Source organism: Clostridium sp. MF28, from assembly GCF_002969175.1.
Classification (GTDB): domain Bacteria; phylum Bacillota; class Clostridia; order Clostridiales; family Clostridiaceae; genus Clostridium; species Clostridium beijerinckii.
This window is the reverse complement of sequence record NZ_CP014331.1, coordinates 873,144-887,915: the sequence shown is the minus strand read 5'-3', so window position 1 is coordinate 887,915 and position 14,772 is coordinate 873,144. Positions and strand designations below refer to the sequence as shown.

The 14,772-nt window shown below is 31.2% G+C and carries 19 protein-coding genes; 10 read left to right on the top strand and 9 right to left on the bottom strand.

Annotated elements, in window-relative coordinates; genetic code table 11:
* Window positions 1–7 precede the first annotated feature (7 nt).
* Both AXY43_RS03760 and AXY43_RS03755 read left to right on the top strand, forming a co-directional pair.
* A complete protein-coding gene (locus AXY43_RS03760) occupies window positions 8–1,114 on the top strand; it encodes an MBL fold metallo-hydrolase (RefSeq protein ID WP_105411004.1) in 1,107 nt (368 codons plus the stop codon).
* Window positions 1,115–1,352: 238 nt separating this feature from the next.
* On the top strand, window positions 1,353–1,628 hold the full coding sequence (locus AXY43_RS03755; protein ID WP_017212361.1) for a hypothetical protein: 276 nt from the start codon (window positions 1,353–1,355) through the stop codon (window positions 1,626–1,628).
* 539 nt (window positions 1,629–2,167) lie between these two features.
* Here the strand turns inward: AXY43_RS03755 and AXY43_RS03750 are convergent.
* Entirely contained in the window at window positions 2,168–3,211 is a 1,044-nt protein-coding gene (locus AXY43_RS03750; RefSeq protein WP_105411003.1) for a galactose ABC transporter substrate-binding protein, read from the bottom strand.
* Window positions 3,212–3,739: 528 nt separating this feature from the next.
* On the opposite strand from AXY43_RS03750, the gene AXY43_RS03745 reads away from it, so the two are divergent.
* Window positions 3,740–3,931: a hypothetical protein gene (locus tag AXY43_RS03745; protein WP_241394047.1), complete on the top strand. Its 192-nt coding sequence runs from the start codon at window positions 3,740–3,742 to the stop codon at window positions 3,929–3,931.
* Window positions 3,932–3,982: 51 nt separating this feature from the next.
* Window positions 3,983–4,609: a type 1 glutamine amidotransferase family protein gene (locus AXY43_RS03740; protein WP_105411002.1), complete on the top strand. Its 627-nt coding sequence runs from the start codon at window positions 3,983–3,985 to the stop codon at window positions 4,607–4,609.
* A gap of 155 nt (window positions 4,610–4,764) precedes the next feature.
* Here AXY43_RS03740 and AXY43_RS03735 read toward each other — a convergent pair whose 3' ends face one another.
* A complete protein-coding gene (locus tag AXY43_RS03735; RefSeq protein ID WP_012059326.1) occupies window positions 4,765–5,187 on the bottom strand; it encodes a membrane protein in 423 nt (140 codons plus the stop codon).
* Between the two features lie 93 nt (window positions 5,188–5,280).
* Window positions 5,281–5,589: a cupin domain-containing protein gene (locus tag AXY43_RS03730; RefSeq protein ID WP_105411001.1), complete on the bottom strand. Its 309-nt coding sequence runs from the start codon at window positions 5,587–5,589 to the stop codon at window positions 5,281–5,283.
* Window positions 5,590–5,813: 224 nt separating this feature from the next.
* Here AXY43_RS03730 and AXY43_RS03725 point away from each other — a divergent pair, with 224 nt between their 5' ends.
* The 3 genes from AXY43_RS03725 to AXY43_RS03720 all read left to right on the top strand — a co-directional run bounded on the left by AXY43_RS03725 (window position 5,814) and on the right by AXY43_RS03720 (window position 6,800).
* Complete coding sequence (locus AXY43_RS03725) at window positions 5,814–6,149, top strand: winged helix-turn-helix transcriptional regulator (RefSeq protein WP_105411000.1); 336 nt, start codon at window positions 5,814–5,816, stop codon at window positions 6,147–6,149.
* 142 nt (window positions 6,150–6,291) lie between these two features.
* The gene (locus tag AXY43_RS28375) at window positions 6,292–6,420 is read left to right on the top strand and encodes a hypothetical protein (RefSeq protein ID WP_278337366.1); all 129 of its coding nucleotides are present in this window, start codon (window positions 6,292–6,294) and stop codon (window positions 6,418–6,420) included.
* Between the two features lie 29 nt (window positions 6,421–6,449).
* A complete protein-coding gene (locus AXY43_RS03720; protein ID WP_206608174.1) occupies window positions 6,450–6,800 on the top strand; it encodes a GNAT family N-acetyltransferase in 351 nt (116 codons plus the stop codon).
* Between the two features lie 28 nt (window positions 6,801–6,828).
* On the opposite strand, the gene AXY43_RS27520 is transcribed toward AXY43_RS03720, so the two are convergent.
* Complete coding sequence (locus tag AXY43_RS27520) at window positions 6,829–6,981, bottom strand: hypothetical protein (protein ID WP_206608173.1); 153 nt, start codon at window positions 6,979–6,981, stop codon at window positions 6,829–6,831.
* A gap of 68 nt (window positions 6,982–7,049) precedes the next feature.
* On the opposite strand from AXY43_RS27520, the gene AXY43_RS03715 reads away from it, so the two are divergent.
* Together AXY43_RS03715 and AXY43_RS03710 are read left to right on the top strand one after the other, a co-directional pair.
* Window positions 7,050–8,108 carry a galactose ABC transporter substrate-binding protein gene (locus AXY43_RS03715; protein ID WP_105410999.1) on the top strand — a complete coding sequence of 353 codons (1,059 nt, stop codon included), beginning with the start codon at window positions 7,050–7,052 and terminating at the stop codon, window positions 8,106–8,108.
* A 167-nt stretch (window positions 8,109–8,275) separates the two neighbouring features.
* Window positions 8,276–9,295 (top strand): aldo/keto reductase, encoded by a 1,020-nt coding sequence (locus AXY43_RS03710; protein ID WP_039773620.1) that lies wholly within the window; start codon window positions 8,276–8,278, stop codon window positions 9,293–9,295.
* Between the two features lie 666 nt (window positions 9,296–9,961).
* Here AXY43_RS03710 and AXY43_RS03705 read toward each other — a convergent pair.
* A complete protein-coding gene (locus AXY43_RS03705; protein WP_105410998.1) occupies window positions 9,962–10,849 on the bottom strand; it encodes a LysR substrate-binding domain-containing protein in 888 nt (295 codons plus the stop codon).
* Window positions 10,850–10,991: 142 nt separating this feature from the next.
* On the opposite strand from AXY43_RS03705, the gene AXY43_RS03700 reads away from it, so the two are divergent.
* Window positions 10,992–12,023, top strand: a complete 1,032-nt coding sequence (locus tag AXY43_RS03700) for a YeiH family protein (RefSeq protein WP_039773623.1) — start codon at window positions 10,992–10,994, stop codon at window positions 12,021–12,023.
* A 130-nt stretch (window positions 12,024–12,153) separates the two neighbouring features.
* On the opposite strand, the gene AXY43_RS03695 is transcribed toward AXY43_RS03700, so the two are convergent.
* From AXY43_RS03695 to AXY43_RS03685, 4 genes are all read right to left on the bottom strand, one after another.
* Window positions 12,154–12,477, bottom strand: a complete 324-nt coding sequence (locus AXY43_RS03695; RefSeq protein ID WP_077868512.1) for a hypothetical protein — start codon at window positions 12,475–12,477, stop codon at window positions 12,154–12,156.
* A gap of 216 nt (window positions 12,478–12,693) precedes the next feature.
* Window positions 12,694–13,227 carry an amidohydrolase family protein gene (locus AXY43_RS03690; RefSeq protein WP_242986246.1) on the bottom strand — a complete coding sequence of 178 codons (534 nt, stop codon included), beginning with the start codon at window positions 13,225–13,227 and terminating at the stop codon, window positions 12,694–12,696.
* Window positions 13,228–13,238: 11 nt separating this feature from the next.
* On the bottom strand, window positions 13,239–13,448 hold the full coding sequence (locus AXY43_RS27515; protein ID WP_242986245.1) for a hypothetical protein: 210 nt from the start codon (window positions 13,446–13,448) through the stop codon (window positions 13,239–13,241).
* 13 nt (window positions 13,449–13,461) lie between these two features.
* Window positions 13,462–14,694, bottom strand: coding sequence for an amidohydrolase family protein (locus AXY43_RS03685; protein ID WP_023974983.1), 1,233 nt, complete (start codon window positions 14,692–14,694; stop codon window positions 13,462–13,464).
* Window positions 14,695–14,772: the final 78 nt, after the last annotated feature.

Sequence of the window (14,772 nt, the reverse complement as noted above, 5' to 3'; positions counted from 1 at the left end):
AACAAAAATGATTATATATATATTTAGTTTTATAATTTTATTATGTGTTGTTATTACAGCGTTTATAAAATTGAATCCAGCTTTCGGCGGAAAGCCTACAAAAGAACAAATAGAATTTTATAAGAATTTCGATAATTATGTTAATGGAAAATTTGTTAATGAAACTCCAACAAGTTTGGGCATGAGTGCTTCAGATATTTTATCAATGCTTAAAGATTCGATTACAGGCGCTGAAAATCGAAAGCCTCATGGTGAAATTCCTGTGGAATCAATTGATTGGGAAAAGATCAAAAGCGAAAAAGATAGTTTGACTTGGCTTGGTCACTCATCCTTTTTACTTAGCATCGATAATAAAAAACTGCTGCTAGACCCAATTTTAAGTACCATTGCATCACCAGTTTCATTTGCGGGAAGTAAAAAATATAAATATAGTGAAAATATTTTGGATATTATTGATAAAATTCCGCCTATTGATGCAATCGTTATATCACATGACCATTATGATCATTTAGATTATAAATCTATTGTAAAACTAAGCAGTAAAGTATCACATTTCTTTGTTCCTCTAGGGGTAAGTTCTCATTTAATGCGATGGGGTATTTCTAAGGAAAAAATTACAGAGCTTAATTGGTGGGATGAAATGAATTATCAAGGTTTAACAATTGCATTAACACCATCAAGACATTTTTCAAAAAGAGGAATATTTGGCTCAGATGCAACTCTATGGGGAGGATATGCAATTATCGGAAAAAACATAAAGTTATATTATAGTGGTGATGGAGGATATGATTCACATTTTAAGAAAATAGGAGAAAAATATGGTCCTTTTGATATTACTTTGATTGAGGGAGCTCAATATGACAGACGTTGGTTTTGGGCGCATATGAAACCAGAAGAAGCCGTTCATGCTCACTTAGATGTAAAGGGTAGGAATATGATGTTAATGCATTGGAGTGCATTTACCTTAGCCTATCATGGTTGGAAAGAACCAATAGAACGAGCCTTAAAGGAGGCCAAAAAGTCAGAGATTAGTTTAATAGCCCCTAAAATCGGCAAAACAGTGCTATTAGATTCAAATATAAATGTTCCGTTTTCTTCATGGTGGGATTTTTAACTAAGAAGATGATATGATGATTGAAGTTGAATTGGAAAGTTTTATTTATCGGAAATGATAGTAAGTCAGTTCAAAAATGGTGAGTGTTATTCAGTATTAAGTAGAACGATTACTAATAAAATTCAATAAATGTTTAAAAATTTTCTTAAGTTAATAACAAATTATGTGAATTAGCATACTATAATATTATAAATCAGTTGGTTAAGAATTTATAATAAATAACAAAGGAGAAAAGAAAATGGGATACAAAGATTATGAAATGTATTTAGAATCCGAAGAAGTGGAATTTGATTCTACTAAAAAATGTGGTTGTGAAGATGAAGAAAAAGATAAAAAAGGTTGCTATAAAAGAAATTACCCTACAGGAGCTGCATTAGAAGAAGCTTATCGTGCAGGTCGTAAAGATGGATATAAAGAAGGATACTGTGAAGGCTATGACAAAGGATCAAAGGATGGATGCAAGCAAATAAAAGAAAAAATTGCTGGATGTATAGATAAAATTGAATGTTGTTAATTAATAAATTAGTGATTTATAGAAATTCAAATAAATGAAGATTATATAAAAATAGAATATCTCTTGGAAAATAATATTAAAAGCAGTGGTAGGAGCAATCCAGCTACTGCTTTTTGTTGTTTTAGTTTATCTAATATTAGAGAAACTAATTATAAAAGTAATGATAGACATAGGACTTATTTCGATTATTAAATTTAATGAGACACGGAAAAAATAGTTAATATACTAACTAGTATATTATAATAATTAGTATATTATGATTTTAAAGAAAATGTTCATATTAAAGAAGAATGATTATATATGAATAAATAAAGCACTTTTAAATAGAATAAATAAGTTAAATGGTTGAATAACACTAAACAGAATAAGCACTCTTTTATCGATAACTTAAATTAACCTATAGATAAAGATAGGTTAAAAAATACTAATAGAGAAGGTAGAATAGAAATTATGAAGAATTCTTAAGCATTAAAAATTATGTTGTGAGGTAGATTATCAGTATGATAATATAATCCGTCTTTATACAAATTCTGTGCCCTTTATTTTTTTACATACTCCTCATAAGGGAAAGGAACTATGATTTCTCCATCAACAACATTATAGTTAGTATTTTCTGTGGCGCTTAAATTGTTAACCAAATTCATTCCAACATTATAGAATACTTCTGCTAAAACTTTAGGGTCTTGAATAACAGTACCAGCCATAAAGCCTTTATCAATTAAAGATTTTGCTTCTGGAAGTCCATCAATTCCAACGATAGCTATATTTTTTGATTTTTCACCCTTATTATAGCCATATTTTTGAAGTGCCTCAACTGCCCCTATTGCCATAGCATCATTATTTGAAATTATTGCTTCAATCCTACCATCATATCTAAGAAATAAGGATTCGATAGAATCTTTAGATAAGCTCTTAAGCCAATTAGCATTTACCAATGCTAATTGTTCTGTGTTTATCCCTGAATTACTAATTGTTGAAACAGCATATTTTGTTCTGTCGATTGTGACTGGATCTTTAGCTTGACCATGCAATAGAACATATTGTAAAGTGTTATCATTATTTTTATCTAGTGAACTTTTATTAGAATTCCATAGATTAACGAGAATTTTGCCTTGAACAGTCCCAGCTAAATCAGAATTTGCCAGTATAAAAGCAGCTTTATCATAATATTTAGAAACTTTAGACACTACTTTCGGATCTATATCTAAAAAAACAATTGGAAGATTTTTTGATCTAACATTAAAAATAATATCTTCAACGAAGTTTTCACTTGTATCAGCTAAGTTTGCCAAAATTAAATCGAAATCATTTTTAGAAATGGAATCTATTGTCTCATTTTGGAGCGCTATATTGTTTTTTCCATCAAAAAAAGTAAATTTGATTTTATCAGAATTATCCTTTTGAATGGTTTCTAAGCTTTGTTTAAGTGATGACATAAATGGATCAAACTTATATAATAACACAGCAATATTGGTTGTATTTTTATTATTTAAATTTAGACTATAAAACGTGCTAATTTCAGTGAACTTTACTGTAATATTCATTAACAATAGCATAGCTAATACTTTCTTTAATATCCACATTATAATCCTCCATCTAGGGCACTCGGTTTAATGGTATATATCACCATCACCAACGCTTGCAATTCTGAAATCAGCCTTAAATGGAATTAAATTATATCTTTCATTTCAAAGGCATCTTTCATATTTAGTATGGCATTAAAAATAAATAACATTCCTTAAGAAAACTAATAAAAAAGATAATTAAATTTATAAATTAGGAGTTATTATGGCTTTGATTTTTTTATACTAATTGCTATCATTTTATTTCGACAATTTGCATTATGCAATGATATATTTTATGGCTAAAAACATAGGAATTTAAAGAAAATAGATAATTATATAGGAAAAGTAAAGGAAAAATTTTCTTTACAAAAGAACGCAGTTTCAATATAATATATTAAAGAGAACGTATGTTTGCATAACTAGTAGATTTTATTTAAGAAATGGAAAAAATATTTGAGCTTAAGTATCATATAGAAGGGTGTAAGTGGGTACTATTTAAAATATAATGAAGTTCATTTTTTGCTAATAAATATTGTGATAAAAGGAATGATAATTATGGTAATAAAAGACAAAGAATTAGATATAAATTTAATAAATTCAGTAGAGAAATACTTAAAATTAAATTATAGTGAGCTATATGATAAGAATGACTTAGGCGCAGTATTTGATGAAGCTAAGAAAGATGATGAACTTAAGTTAAAAATATTTAATTCAATAAGAAGATTTATAATGAATTAACTTTTTGATAGTTCCTAGATATCAGATAAAATGAATGTGGAGGAATAGAAAATGAAGAATACAGTATATCTTTATGTATTTGATACAATGGCAGACTGGGAAATAGGTTATTTAATCGCTGAAATCAATTCGGGAAGGTACTACAAAAAGGGATTAATGCCGCTAAAAGTAGTGACTGTAGGAATTACCAAGGCCCCTATTACTACAATGGGAGGCCTTACAATATTGCCAGAAATTGAACTTGAGGAGTGTAGTACTCATGATACTGCTGCTTTGATTTTACCTGGTGGGAATACGTGGACAGAAGCAATTCATGCTCCAATTATAAGAATGGCTGAAAAATATTTAGAGAAGGGTATTGTTGTAGGGGCAATTTGTGGTGCTACAATAGGACTTGCTATGGGTGGAGTACTAGATAAACGAGATCATACAAGCAATGACCTAGGGTATCTTAAAATGGTCTGTCCAAACTATGATGGAGAAGTGTATTATAAACAGGAATGTGTAGTAACTGATGGAAGTTTGATTACTGCTTCTGGAATAGCTCCTCTTGAATTCACTTTGCATACATTGAAAATTCTAGATGTATTCTCTCCGCAAACCCTAGATTCTTGGTACAATCTGTATAAAACCCAAGAGTCAAAATATTTCTTTGAGCTTATGAACTCAATTCAATAAAAGGTTGCTTAAAGTGGGTAAGATAGCTACTTTTCACTGCAACAATTGGGAATATAGAGTTAAGAAAAAGTACTTATTGTCATAAAATAAGTACTTTTTTTAAGTGGAAATTATCCATTAATTTATTAATTCATTTGATATTTCAGGACTGTCTTTTACTTTTTATTCATTAGAATTAATCCAACTATACTTAAGCATATTCCTAGAGCATTCATAGGGGATAGTTTGGTTTTATAAACGAAAATACCAACTACAATTAATATTATTGTTGAAATTATACTTACAAAAAGAGGAGCAACGGCTATATTCCATCCACTTCTATAGATATATAAGTATCCTATTTCCAGGCCTAATGCAGATATCCCTAGTACATAACTTGCCCAATTTAATTGTTTTAGAGAGCTTATAATATTGCGGTCTATGGGTAAAATGATTAATGCTAATATAGAGAATATTATTGCGGTGACATATGTGACTATCATTGATATAAATGGATTTGTTGATTGATTGATAGATTTTTGACTGATATTATATATTACAGTTGCTAAAACTGTGATTATCATAGATATATAGTACATATAATAATACATCCTTTCTTATATGTTTTGAAATAGTAATCATTAGAATAAAAGCTTCTAAATCTTTTATTCTAATGATTATAGATATTGCAATTATTTCATAATGGTGTTTTTTATTTGTAAGATTAATAATTTTTCATCTCCATTATTTGTGAAACCATGGCTTTCTTCATGTGGAGATAACATTACATCATTCTCTTTAATTGAAAAATCTTTGCCATTTATAGTTATTATTCCTTTGCCGCTAATTACATAGAATATTTCATCTAAATCTGAATGTTTGTGAGGAGTCATTGTTTCACCAGGTTCGTAGAATAAAATACCTGAGTCCATTGTGCCCTCTGTAAACAGTGCTTTCCTTTTGATTTTTTCTGTAGTATCGTTAATGTTCAAAATTTTCATAGTTATACGTCTCCTTAATTTATAATATTTATTTAAGCTAATTATTAAAATTCTATTTTATGGTAAAGACACATTTGATTTTTTCATAATAGATTTCCTCCCATGCTTTGTTGACTTATGGTATTATAATATAATCACTATTAACTTTTTACAAGAAGGCACTATTTTGTATGGTACGAACTAAATAGTAAGTATCAATTTATATATGATAGGAGTGAATGCTGATGACATGTGGTAAGTTATGTCCAATTGAAGAGACTGTTAAACTTATTGGACACAAGTGGAAAGTTCTTATTTTAAGAAATTTACATGATGATGGAACACAAAGATTTAACCAACTTGAGAATGGAATTAATGGGATAAGTCAAAAAATGTTAACACAGCAGCTTCGACAAATGGAAGCTGATGGATTAATTATTAGAAAGGTATATCCTGAAGTGCCACCTAGGGTTGAATACTCACTTTCAGAAATAGGAAAGAGCTTAAAGCCAGTTTTGGATTCCATGAACATCTGGGGAGAAAATTATATAAATTCTAATAAACACCTTTATGAAGATTAAATTAGAGTATGTACATTTTTGTAAGATAAGATGGAATGATAATTCTACAAACTTACCATATAACAATGATATGGTAAGTTTTGCTTTATATATATAATATGGGTATATTATAATAGTTAAAAAACTAAAAGGGAGATTGATTATGAATAAAAATTTTGAAATTACGGAAATAACACAAATTTCAGATGATCTTTTGCAGGAGCTCTCACTTCTACTTATAAACGTAGTTGAAGAGGGGGCATCAATTGGTTTTTTACCACCATTAAGTTAGAAGATGCAAAAAAATATTGGAGAGAAGCATTGACTACAGGAGTTTTACTTTGGATTGCACAAGTAAGAGGAAGGATACTTGGTACTGTGCAATTACATTTATGTCAAAAACAAAATGGAACACATCGTGCAGAAATTGCAAAACTTATGGTACATTCTGATTCCAGAAGAGAAGGATTAGGTAAGTGTTTAATGGAGAATGCAGAGAAAAAAGCAAAGGCTGAACAGCGAAGTCTTATCACATTAGATACAAGAGCAGGTGATCCTTCAAACTTGCTATATAAGTCTATTGGCTACATCGAGGTGGGACGAATACCTAAATATGCAAGATCGGATAATGGTAATTTACACGAAACTGTTTTTTATTATAAGCAAATGTAATTTAGCTATAGTAACCCATTGCATGAGATTAAAAAATAATTAGCTGGTGTAAATATAAAATTATTTTTTTCTTTCCAACTTCATATTTGACTACTTCATGACCTGATTGTATTGCTCCTTTAATAAATGCTTCAGATAATAGATAACTATTACCACCAACTCTTGCACTACAAATCAACATTAAATAGCATAAACTTTTTTTTATAAAGACATAATAAAATTATATAATAAATGGCAAGGAGGATTTAAATGGAAGCATTTAAGAGAATATTAAGTATAGCTTTACTTGCAATTATATTGGTTATAATGCTTGGAAATAACTCATATATGACTACGAATGCCAGCACAAACTATCGTCAAGGCTCTCCTGTTAGAGTAGGCTTATTTACAAGAGATCTTAATGATGATTACATTGTACTCCTTCGCAAAAATTTTGAAGATATCCAAAAGAATAATCCAGGAGAAGTTTCATTCTCTTTTTATAATGCCAATTTTAATCAATCAACACAAAATACAGATATTGAAAATGCACTTCACAAGGGTATTGATCTTATATTATTAGATATGGTTAATCTACTTGAAATACGAGAAATGATTAACAGAATTTCGCAATTTAACATCCCAGTAGTAGTTTTTAATAGAGTACCATTTTCAATGGAGGCAATTAAATCGTATAAAAAAGCTTTTTATGTAGGAACAGATTCAGCACAAGGCGGCACTTTACAAGGGAAAATGATTGTCGATGCTTGGAGAAATCATAAACAATTAATTGATAAAAATAAAGATGACGTATTACAATACGTATTACTCGTTGGTGAAAAACTTAATAAAACCTCCATTGATAGGTCAGCATACTCTGTTTCAACTATTAACGAAGCTTTTATAAAAACCGAACAACTTGCATCTCCTATTTTGAATTGGGATACAGCGTCTGCTAAAGATGCCGTTGATGCATTGTTTTTGAGATTTGGTAACAAAATAGAAGCAATAATTTCAAATGATGACTCTATGGCAATTGGTGCTGTTCAAGCGTTGCAAAAGTATGGCTACAATACTGGAAATAAATCTCAGTCGATCATAGTTGTTGGTCTAGATGGAGTATCTGAAGCTAAAGAACTAGTTTCAAAAGGCTTTATGTTGGGTACTGCATCACAAGAAACAGCTGATATGACTAATACAATATATACCGTAGGAATGAATTTAGTTAAAGATAGAAATCCTCTTGAAGGGGTATCCTATAAATCAGATGAAACAGGAGTGGCAGTTTTACTTCCATATGAATCATATACCGGGCCAATGTTTCAATAATAATTAATTTACTAAAGGTGAAATTGAAATAGGCATACATTATTTTAACTCAGATATTTACTTAGGTTTTATTCTTGACTTGAAGTTAACTCTAGGTGATATAATATCAAGTAAATAGGTTAATATAACCAATATATTTATGGAATTGCGAGAAAGGCGATGATAATATGGTAAATGTTACGCTAGGAAGAACTGGGATAGTAGTAAATAGAAATGGATTTGGTGCTCTCCCTGTTCAGCGTGTCTCTAACGAAGAAGCAGTAAAATTGTTGAGGAAAGCTTACGACAATGGTATTAATTTTTTTGACTCAGCAAGAAGTTACACTGACAGTGAGTATAAAATTGGTCTTGCTTTAAGTGATGTTAGAGATAAAATAATTATTGCAACGAAAACACCATCAACTACTGTTGAAGGTTTCTGGAGTGATTTAGAAAAGAGTCTTGCTATGCTTAAAACAGATTATATAGATATTTATCAGTTCCATAATCCAAGTTTCTGTCCTAAACCTAATGATGGGACAGGTCTATATGAGGCTATGCTAGAAGCAAAAAAACAAGGAAAGATTCGTTTCATAGGAATTACAAATCATAGATTACCAGTAGCTATAGAAGCTGTTGAATCAGGTCTTTATGATACATTACAGTTCCCATTTAGCTATCTTGCTGATAAAAAGGATGAGGATCTAGTAGATTTATGTAAAGAGAAGAATGTTGGATATATCTGCATGAAGGCATTATCAGGTGGGCTTATAACAAGAAGCGATGCAGCTTACGCATACCTTTCTCAATTTGATAATACTTTACCTATCTGGGGAGTTCAAAGAGAAAATGAATTAGATGAATTTATCTCATATATAGACAATCCCCCTGCAATGACAGAAGAAATTAAAGAATTCATTGAAAATGAGAGAAAAGAGCTTGTAGGTGAGTTTTGTCGTGGATGCGGATATTGCATGCCATGTCCAGCAGGCATAGAGATTAATAATTGTGCAAGAATGTCCTTACTTCTTCGTAGATCTCCAACTGAGGGGCTTCTTTCAGGGGAAGGCCAAGCTAAAATGAAAAAGATTGAAGATTGTATAGAGTGTGGTAACTGTAAGGCTCATTGTCCTTATGGTCTTGATACTCCAAATCTTTTAAAAAGAAACTATGAGGATTATAAAACATTTCTAAAGAATATAGGTTAAGCAATTATAGATACCCAACTTTAAAACTAAATTTATGTGATACCTTACCGAAATCATAAATATTTTGATTCCGAAAAGCTATGAAAATATCGCTGAAGGTTCTAAGCAGCAGGTTGTATCATTTTAGCATGCTCCAACTTTAAGTTTGACAAGCTAAAATGGAACAACCTACAGCTAAGAACCTTTGACATCTCATTTTCAAATGTTTTCTACACAAATATATTTATGATTTCTAGTGAAGATATGAACTCAAAGTTTTAGCAACTTTGTAAATATGTTCGTCTAATATGTCAAATTCTTGTTTTGGAAATCTATAAAGACATAGATAAACAAATTATAAGTTAGATTTATACTATGAAATATATCATAACTGGAAAATAGAAATATTTTTATAACCTCAATGGTCATAATATGCAGCAAAAATTTGGAAATAAGCTGTTAAAAGTCCTTGATTGTAGGTTGTACTACTAATACTTGTGAAGTGAGAGTCCAAAATTTTCTTTTGGGTTCTCGAACTTCCCTAGGAAATTGGGAGCAAGCATTAGTGATGCAACCTTTTATTTAGCACTTTCAGCGAAATTTTCATAGTCATGTGAAGTAACAATGTTTCTACTTTGGGTAGATTATCGCATAAATCTAAAGTTAATGTTTTTCATTTTTCCATTTTTATAGATTTTCTACATAGCTTTTTAGCATATCTATAAAGACCAATGTTCCTTTTGAGGGGATTATACCTTTTTGCATTACATATGAGAATGGACGGGTGTAAGTTTGTTTGGTTTTTAAAGTGGAAATTTCATTGTTTTTTAAAGAATTCTCAATTACAAGTGAAGAAATAAAAGTTATTCCTAAATTGTTTTTAACAGCTTCTTTTACAGAATAATTACTTCCAAAAACAATGATATTTTTAGCGTTAATATTATTATTTGATAAGAAGAGATTCAAATATTGCCTAGTACCAGAGCCTATCTCTCTACTAATCCAAGTCTGATTTTGCAGATCCTCAGCTGAAAAATAGTTATTAACTAAGTAGTGATTGTACGGAACAGCAACTTCCATTTTGTCAGTATAAAATTTTTCAATTGTAAAGTGGGAAGGAGGAACAGTACCTTCAACTAGAGCAATGTCAACTTGAAAATTCTTAACTTTTTCACATATGTTATGTGTGTTTTCAATTGTCACTTCTAATTCTAACTCAGGATAGGCTTTTGCAAATTTTCCTAAAAAGGCTGGTAGTAAGTATTCTCCTATAGTAAAACTAGCCCCTATATGCAACTGACCTTTTACAACATTTCCATAACCTAATAGATCATTTTTAGTATCATTTAATAGCTTAATCATTTGTTTTGAACGCTCATAGAGTAAATACCCAGATTGAGTTATGTTTATATTTTTCTGTTTTATGGAACGTTGAATTAAAGTTGTATTAAAATACTCCTCAAGATGCTTAATATGTAAACTTACACTAGGTTGGGATAGATTAATAGATTCAGCAGCTTTAGTGAAGTTTTTATATTCAACAACTGCTATAAAAGTTTTTAATTCATCAAGCATGGAATCATCCTTTCTTAATCATTAATATTATTAATCATTATTATAGAATATATATATTTTACTTATGATTATACACCTAATATACTAAAAATAGAAAAAGAAGTACTTCATATTCAGATAAATATTTTAGAAGGTGATATGAATGAGTTTAAATATAATTAGAGATAAGAAATTATCAAGAGGAATGGATAAGGTTTTAGAAGTTTTACCAGGAGTTATAATATGTACAATAATCGCATTTATCGCAAAGTATTTAAGTAATTATGTACCTAGCATAGGGGCAGCATCTCTAGCAATATTCATTGGGATGGCAGCAGGAAATACATTTTGCAATAGAAAAATATATCAAAAGGGATCAAAATTCGCAGAAAGTGAACTATTGTCATATTCTATAGTTCTGTTAGGCGGAACATTGGGAATTCAAACTATATTAAAATTAGGTTTTTCAGGAATATCATTTATAGTATTTCAAATGAGTATTACTATAGCACTTGTAATTTTAATTGGGAAAAAGCTTAAATTTTCAGAGAACTTTAGTTTTTTAATGGCAAGTGGAAATGCAGTTTGTGGATCTTCAGCTATAGCAGCTACTGCACCAGTAATAGGAGCAGGGGATAGTGAAAAAGGCATAGCAATAACTATAGTAAATGTTACAGGAACAGTATTGATGCTTGTTCTTCCATTTATAGCTAAAGTGATATTTTCATTAGAGACAATAAAAACCTCCGCTTTAATAGGAGGAATACTTCAATCTGTAGGACAAGTTGTTGGTAGTGCAAGTCTAGTAAATGAACAAGTTAAGGATTTATCTACAATATTTAAAATAGTAAGAATAATATTTTTAGTTGTTGTTGTATTAATATTAGGAAAAATGAAAAATAAATCTGGTAGAGTAGAAAGCGGAAAATTAAATTCAAAAATAAAAATACCTTGGTATGTATTGGCCTTTTTCCTTATGTGCTTAGCATTTACTGCTGGAGTTTTTCCAATGAATATTTCTAATATATTTAAATTAATAAGTAGCAACTTTGAAGTAATTGCTCTTGCTGGAATAGGGATGAGAGTGAATTTTAGACAACTTATAAGAATAGGAAAGAAAGCTGCACTTTATGCCTTAGCAATTGCCTTAATCCAAATAGTTTCAGCAATTTCACTTATCACAGTATTTTTGTAAAATACTATTCTTTAATATAGAGTTGAAATATAGTATTATAAAAATTATAGGTGGGATTGCCCACCTGTGATACCCAATATAAGAACATTGTTTATCAGTTTTTGGCTAATTCATAAATTAATACTTCATATTAATGCTTATCTGTCTCAACTATTCTGTTCATATCTTCAAATAATATCTTTTCATCTATTGGACCTATTATCGTCTTCACCCTTGCAGAAGCTACAGCACCTCTAAAACTTCCTATTGAATAAGTTTTTATTCTACTATAATATTGATTCCCTGCTTCTATAGCTCTTTCCTTCAATTCAGGATCATTAGGAGCTTTACTTAATTCTAAAAGAAGTTTATAGTAAATCTTTTTATAAGGATTAGATTCCCACATCGTAAAAACTACTTGAAATATAACAACTGAAATAGTTGCAATACATGCTATTAATACCTGTATTCCCATATATACTCTCCATTCTATAAACACGAAATAATTAACTATTGTTCATTAGATTACAGTTTTTAATAACGCTTATTATAACATAACTTGCAAAATATAACACATGCTAGGCGTACAAGGGCTCTATATTTTTTAAATCGTGACTCCAGCTAATTTTTAGATATTATAATAAGAGGATAACTATACGTGTTTACGGAGTTATCCTCTTATACCTATAGATTAACGAAAACGAGGGAAAAGTTCTTTTGCTGCTTCACACATTATCTTATGTTTTTCACCTTCGTTAAATCCTGAGTAATTGTTGAATTGTTCGATGCTTTCAGTTACACCTTTCTCATAGCGTAGTGGAAAATCAGTACCGAACAGAATATGTGATGCTCCTACCAATTCTTTAAGTGTAGAAAATACACTTGGTGAAGTTGAAAGCGCTAAATCGTAATACAAACTTTTCAATGATGCAAGAACTTCATCGCTAGACAAGCTGCTTGCTTTGTTTTCTTGTGCAACAGTACTCAAACGATACGCTATATATGGAATGGTTCCTCCTGCATGAGAAACAATCCATTTTATATTAGGATATTTTTGGATCTTGCCTCTGTAAATAAGGTCCATCATGGCCCTGGTTGTATCAAAAGGGAATTCATAAATAGACATATCTTTTACGAACAATGACTCATTAGCGCCTGCAGGCTTGGTTGGATGAAGTAGTACAACAGCAGATCTTCTGTTTAGTTCTGATAGTATTTCATCCATACGGTCATCGCCTATATAAATCCCTTTAGTGTTGCTTGGAATAGAGAATCCATCTGCCTTGTGATTTCAGGACTTGCTGACACAGGCAGCGAAAGTAATGCTCCTGTTATTCCCATCCTATTCATTGCCTCTTCATCTATTTTCATATCCCATGGTGACAATAAAGCAGCATTAGGATTATTTTTTCCAATAACATGATGATGTATATCAATAAAAATCATATATATTTCCTCCTTATATGTTAGATAACTGTGCGCCTTGTCTCCAAACCGCTTCAATTGATAATGTGTCTGAAATATTGGTTGTTGGATCACCTTTTACCAATAGCAGATCAGCACGAGCATCATTTACAATACGACCGCGGTCATTCATGCCAAATCGGCGTGCTGGAACTGAAGTGGCAGCTCTAAGCGTCTCAATCGGAGTTAATCCAGCCTTAACCAGTAATTGCAGTTCATGATGTAAACTAGCACCATGCACCATACCACCAACTGATGCCACTGAAGGATCGCTGCCAGCTAAAATATCAACGCCTGCATCAAAGAGTGCCTTCACTGATGCTAATAGATATTCTGTCTTCCCATGTGGCCAAGATGCGATGTGCTTATTCAGAGCATTTATCCATTCTTCACTCAATTTAGAGCGTACACGCTCATCCTTAGCAAACTCTGGAGCGTCGCTGTCGCCTATTGTGGAAGCGCCGGCAACAATGGTTGGGCATACAAATGCACCAGAACTTACAATAGTATCAATAATTTCTTTAGTATGTGGTTTGTCAATGAAGATATGCATTAATCCATCTATTCCTCCATTAATGGCACGTTCAGTAGCTTTTAACGACATTGCATGTGCCACAGCTATTTTGCCAAAACGGTGCGCTTCACTGCAGGCAGCTGCAATCACTTCATCTGTCAAATTAGGTGTATCAGGATGACCGAATACCGTTCCATCCTCTACCATAATTTTAATATAGTCTGCTCCCTGTGCTACGCGTTCTGCAACAATACCTGCTGCTTCTTCGGGTGTTGATGCAGTCTTTTTAGGAGGTAAGCCTACCTCTTCCATCATTGCTTTCTGCTGAGCTAGCACTGCTGGTGGCAATAGTTCATTTGGATGTCCGTTTGGTGCTGTAACTGCAAAGAACGTAACAAGAGTATCCGCCAAATCTTTTCGGCTCTTGATGGCCTTAATCTGCTCTTCACTAAAATATCCCTGCATCTGACATGTAGTAGTAACTCCGAAGGTTAAGTCCATTTTTAAGGCATCCATATTTGGATGTGAGTGTGCATCTATTAAACCTGGCAACAAAGTACAACCTTTGGCATCGATAATCTCAGCACCATCAGGTGCATGTCCACCAATATTGATAATCTTTTCTCCTTTGATTGTAACGGATTGCTTGTCAATTACTCGCTCACCATCAAAGATTTTTGCATTGGTAATGAATGTGATTTTTTCTTTACTCATGTTAGTTACCTCTTTTCAATAATATTTTTTAAACCATGTTTAGTTTCTAAGAGTATTCATATTAAGATTTGCTGCGAT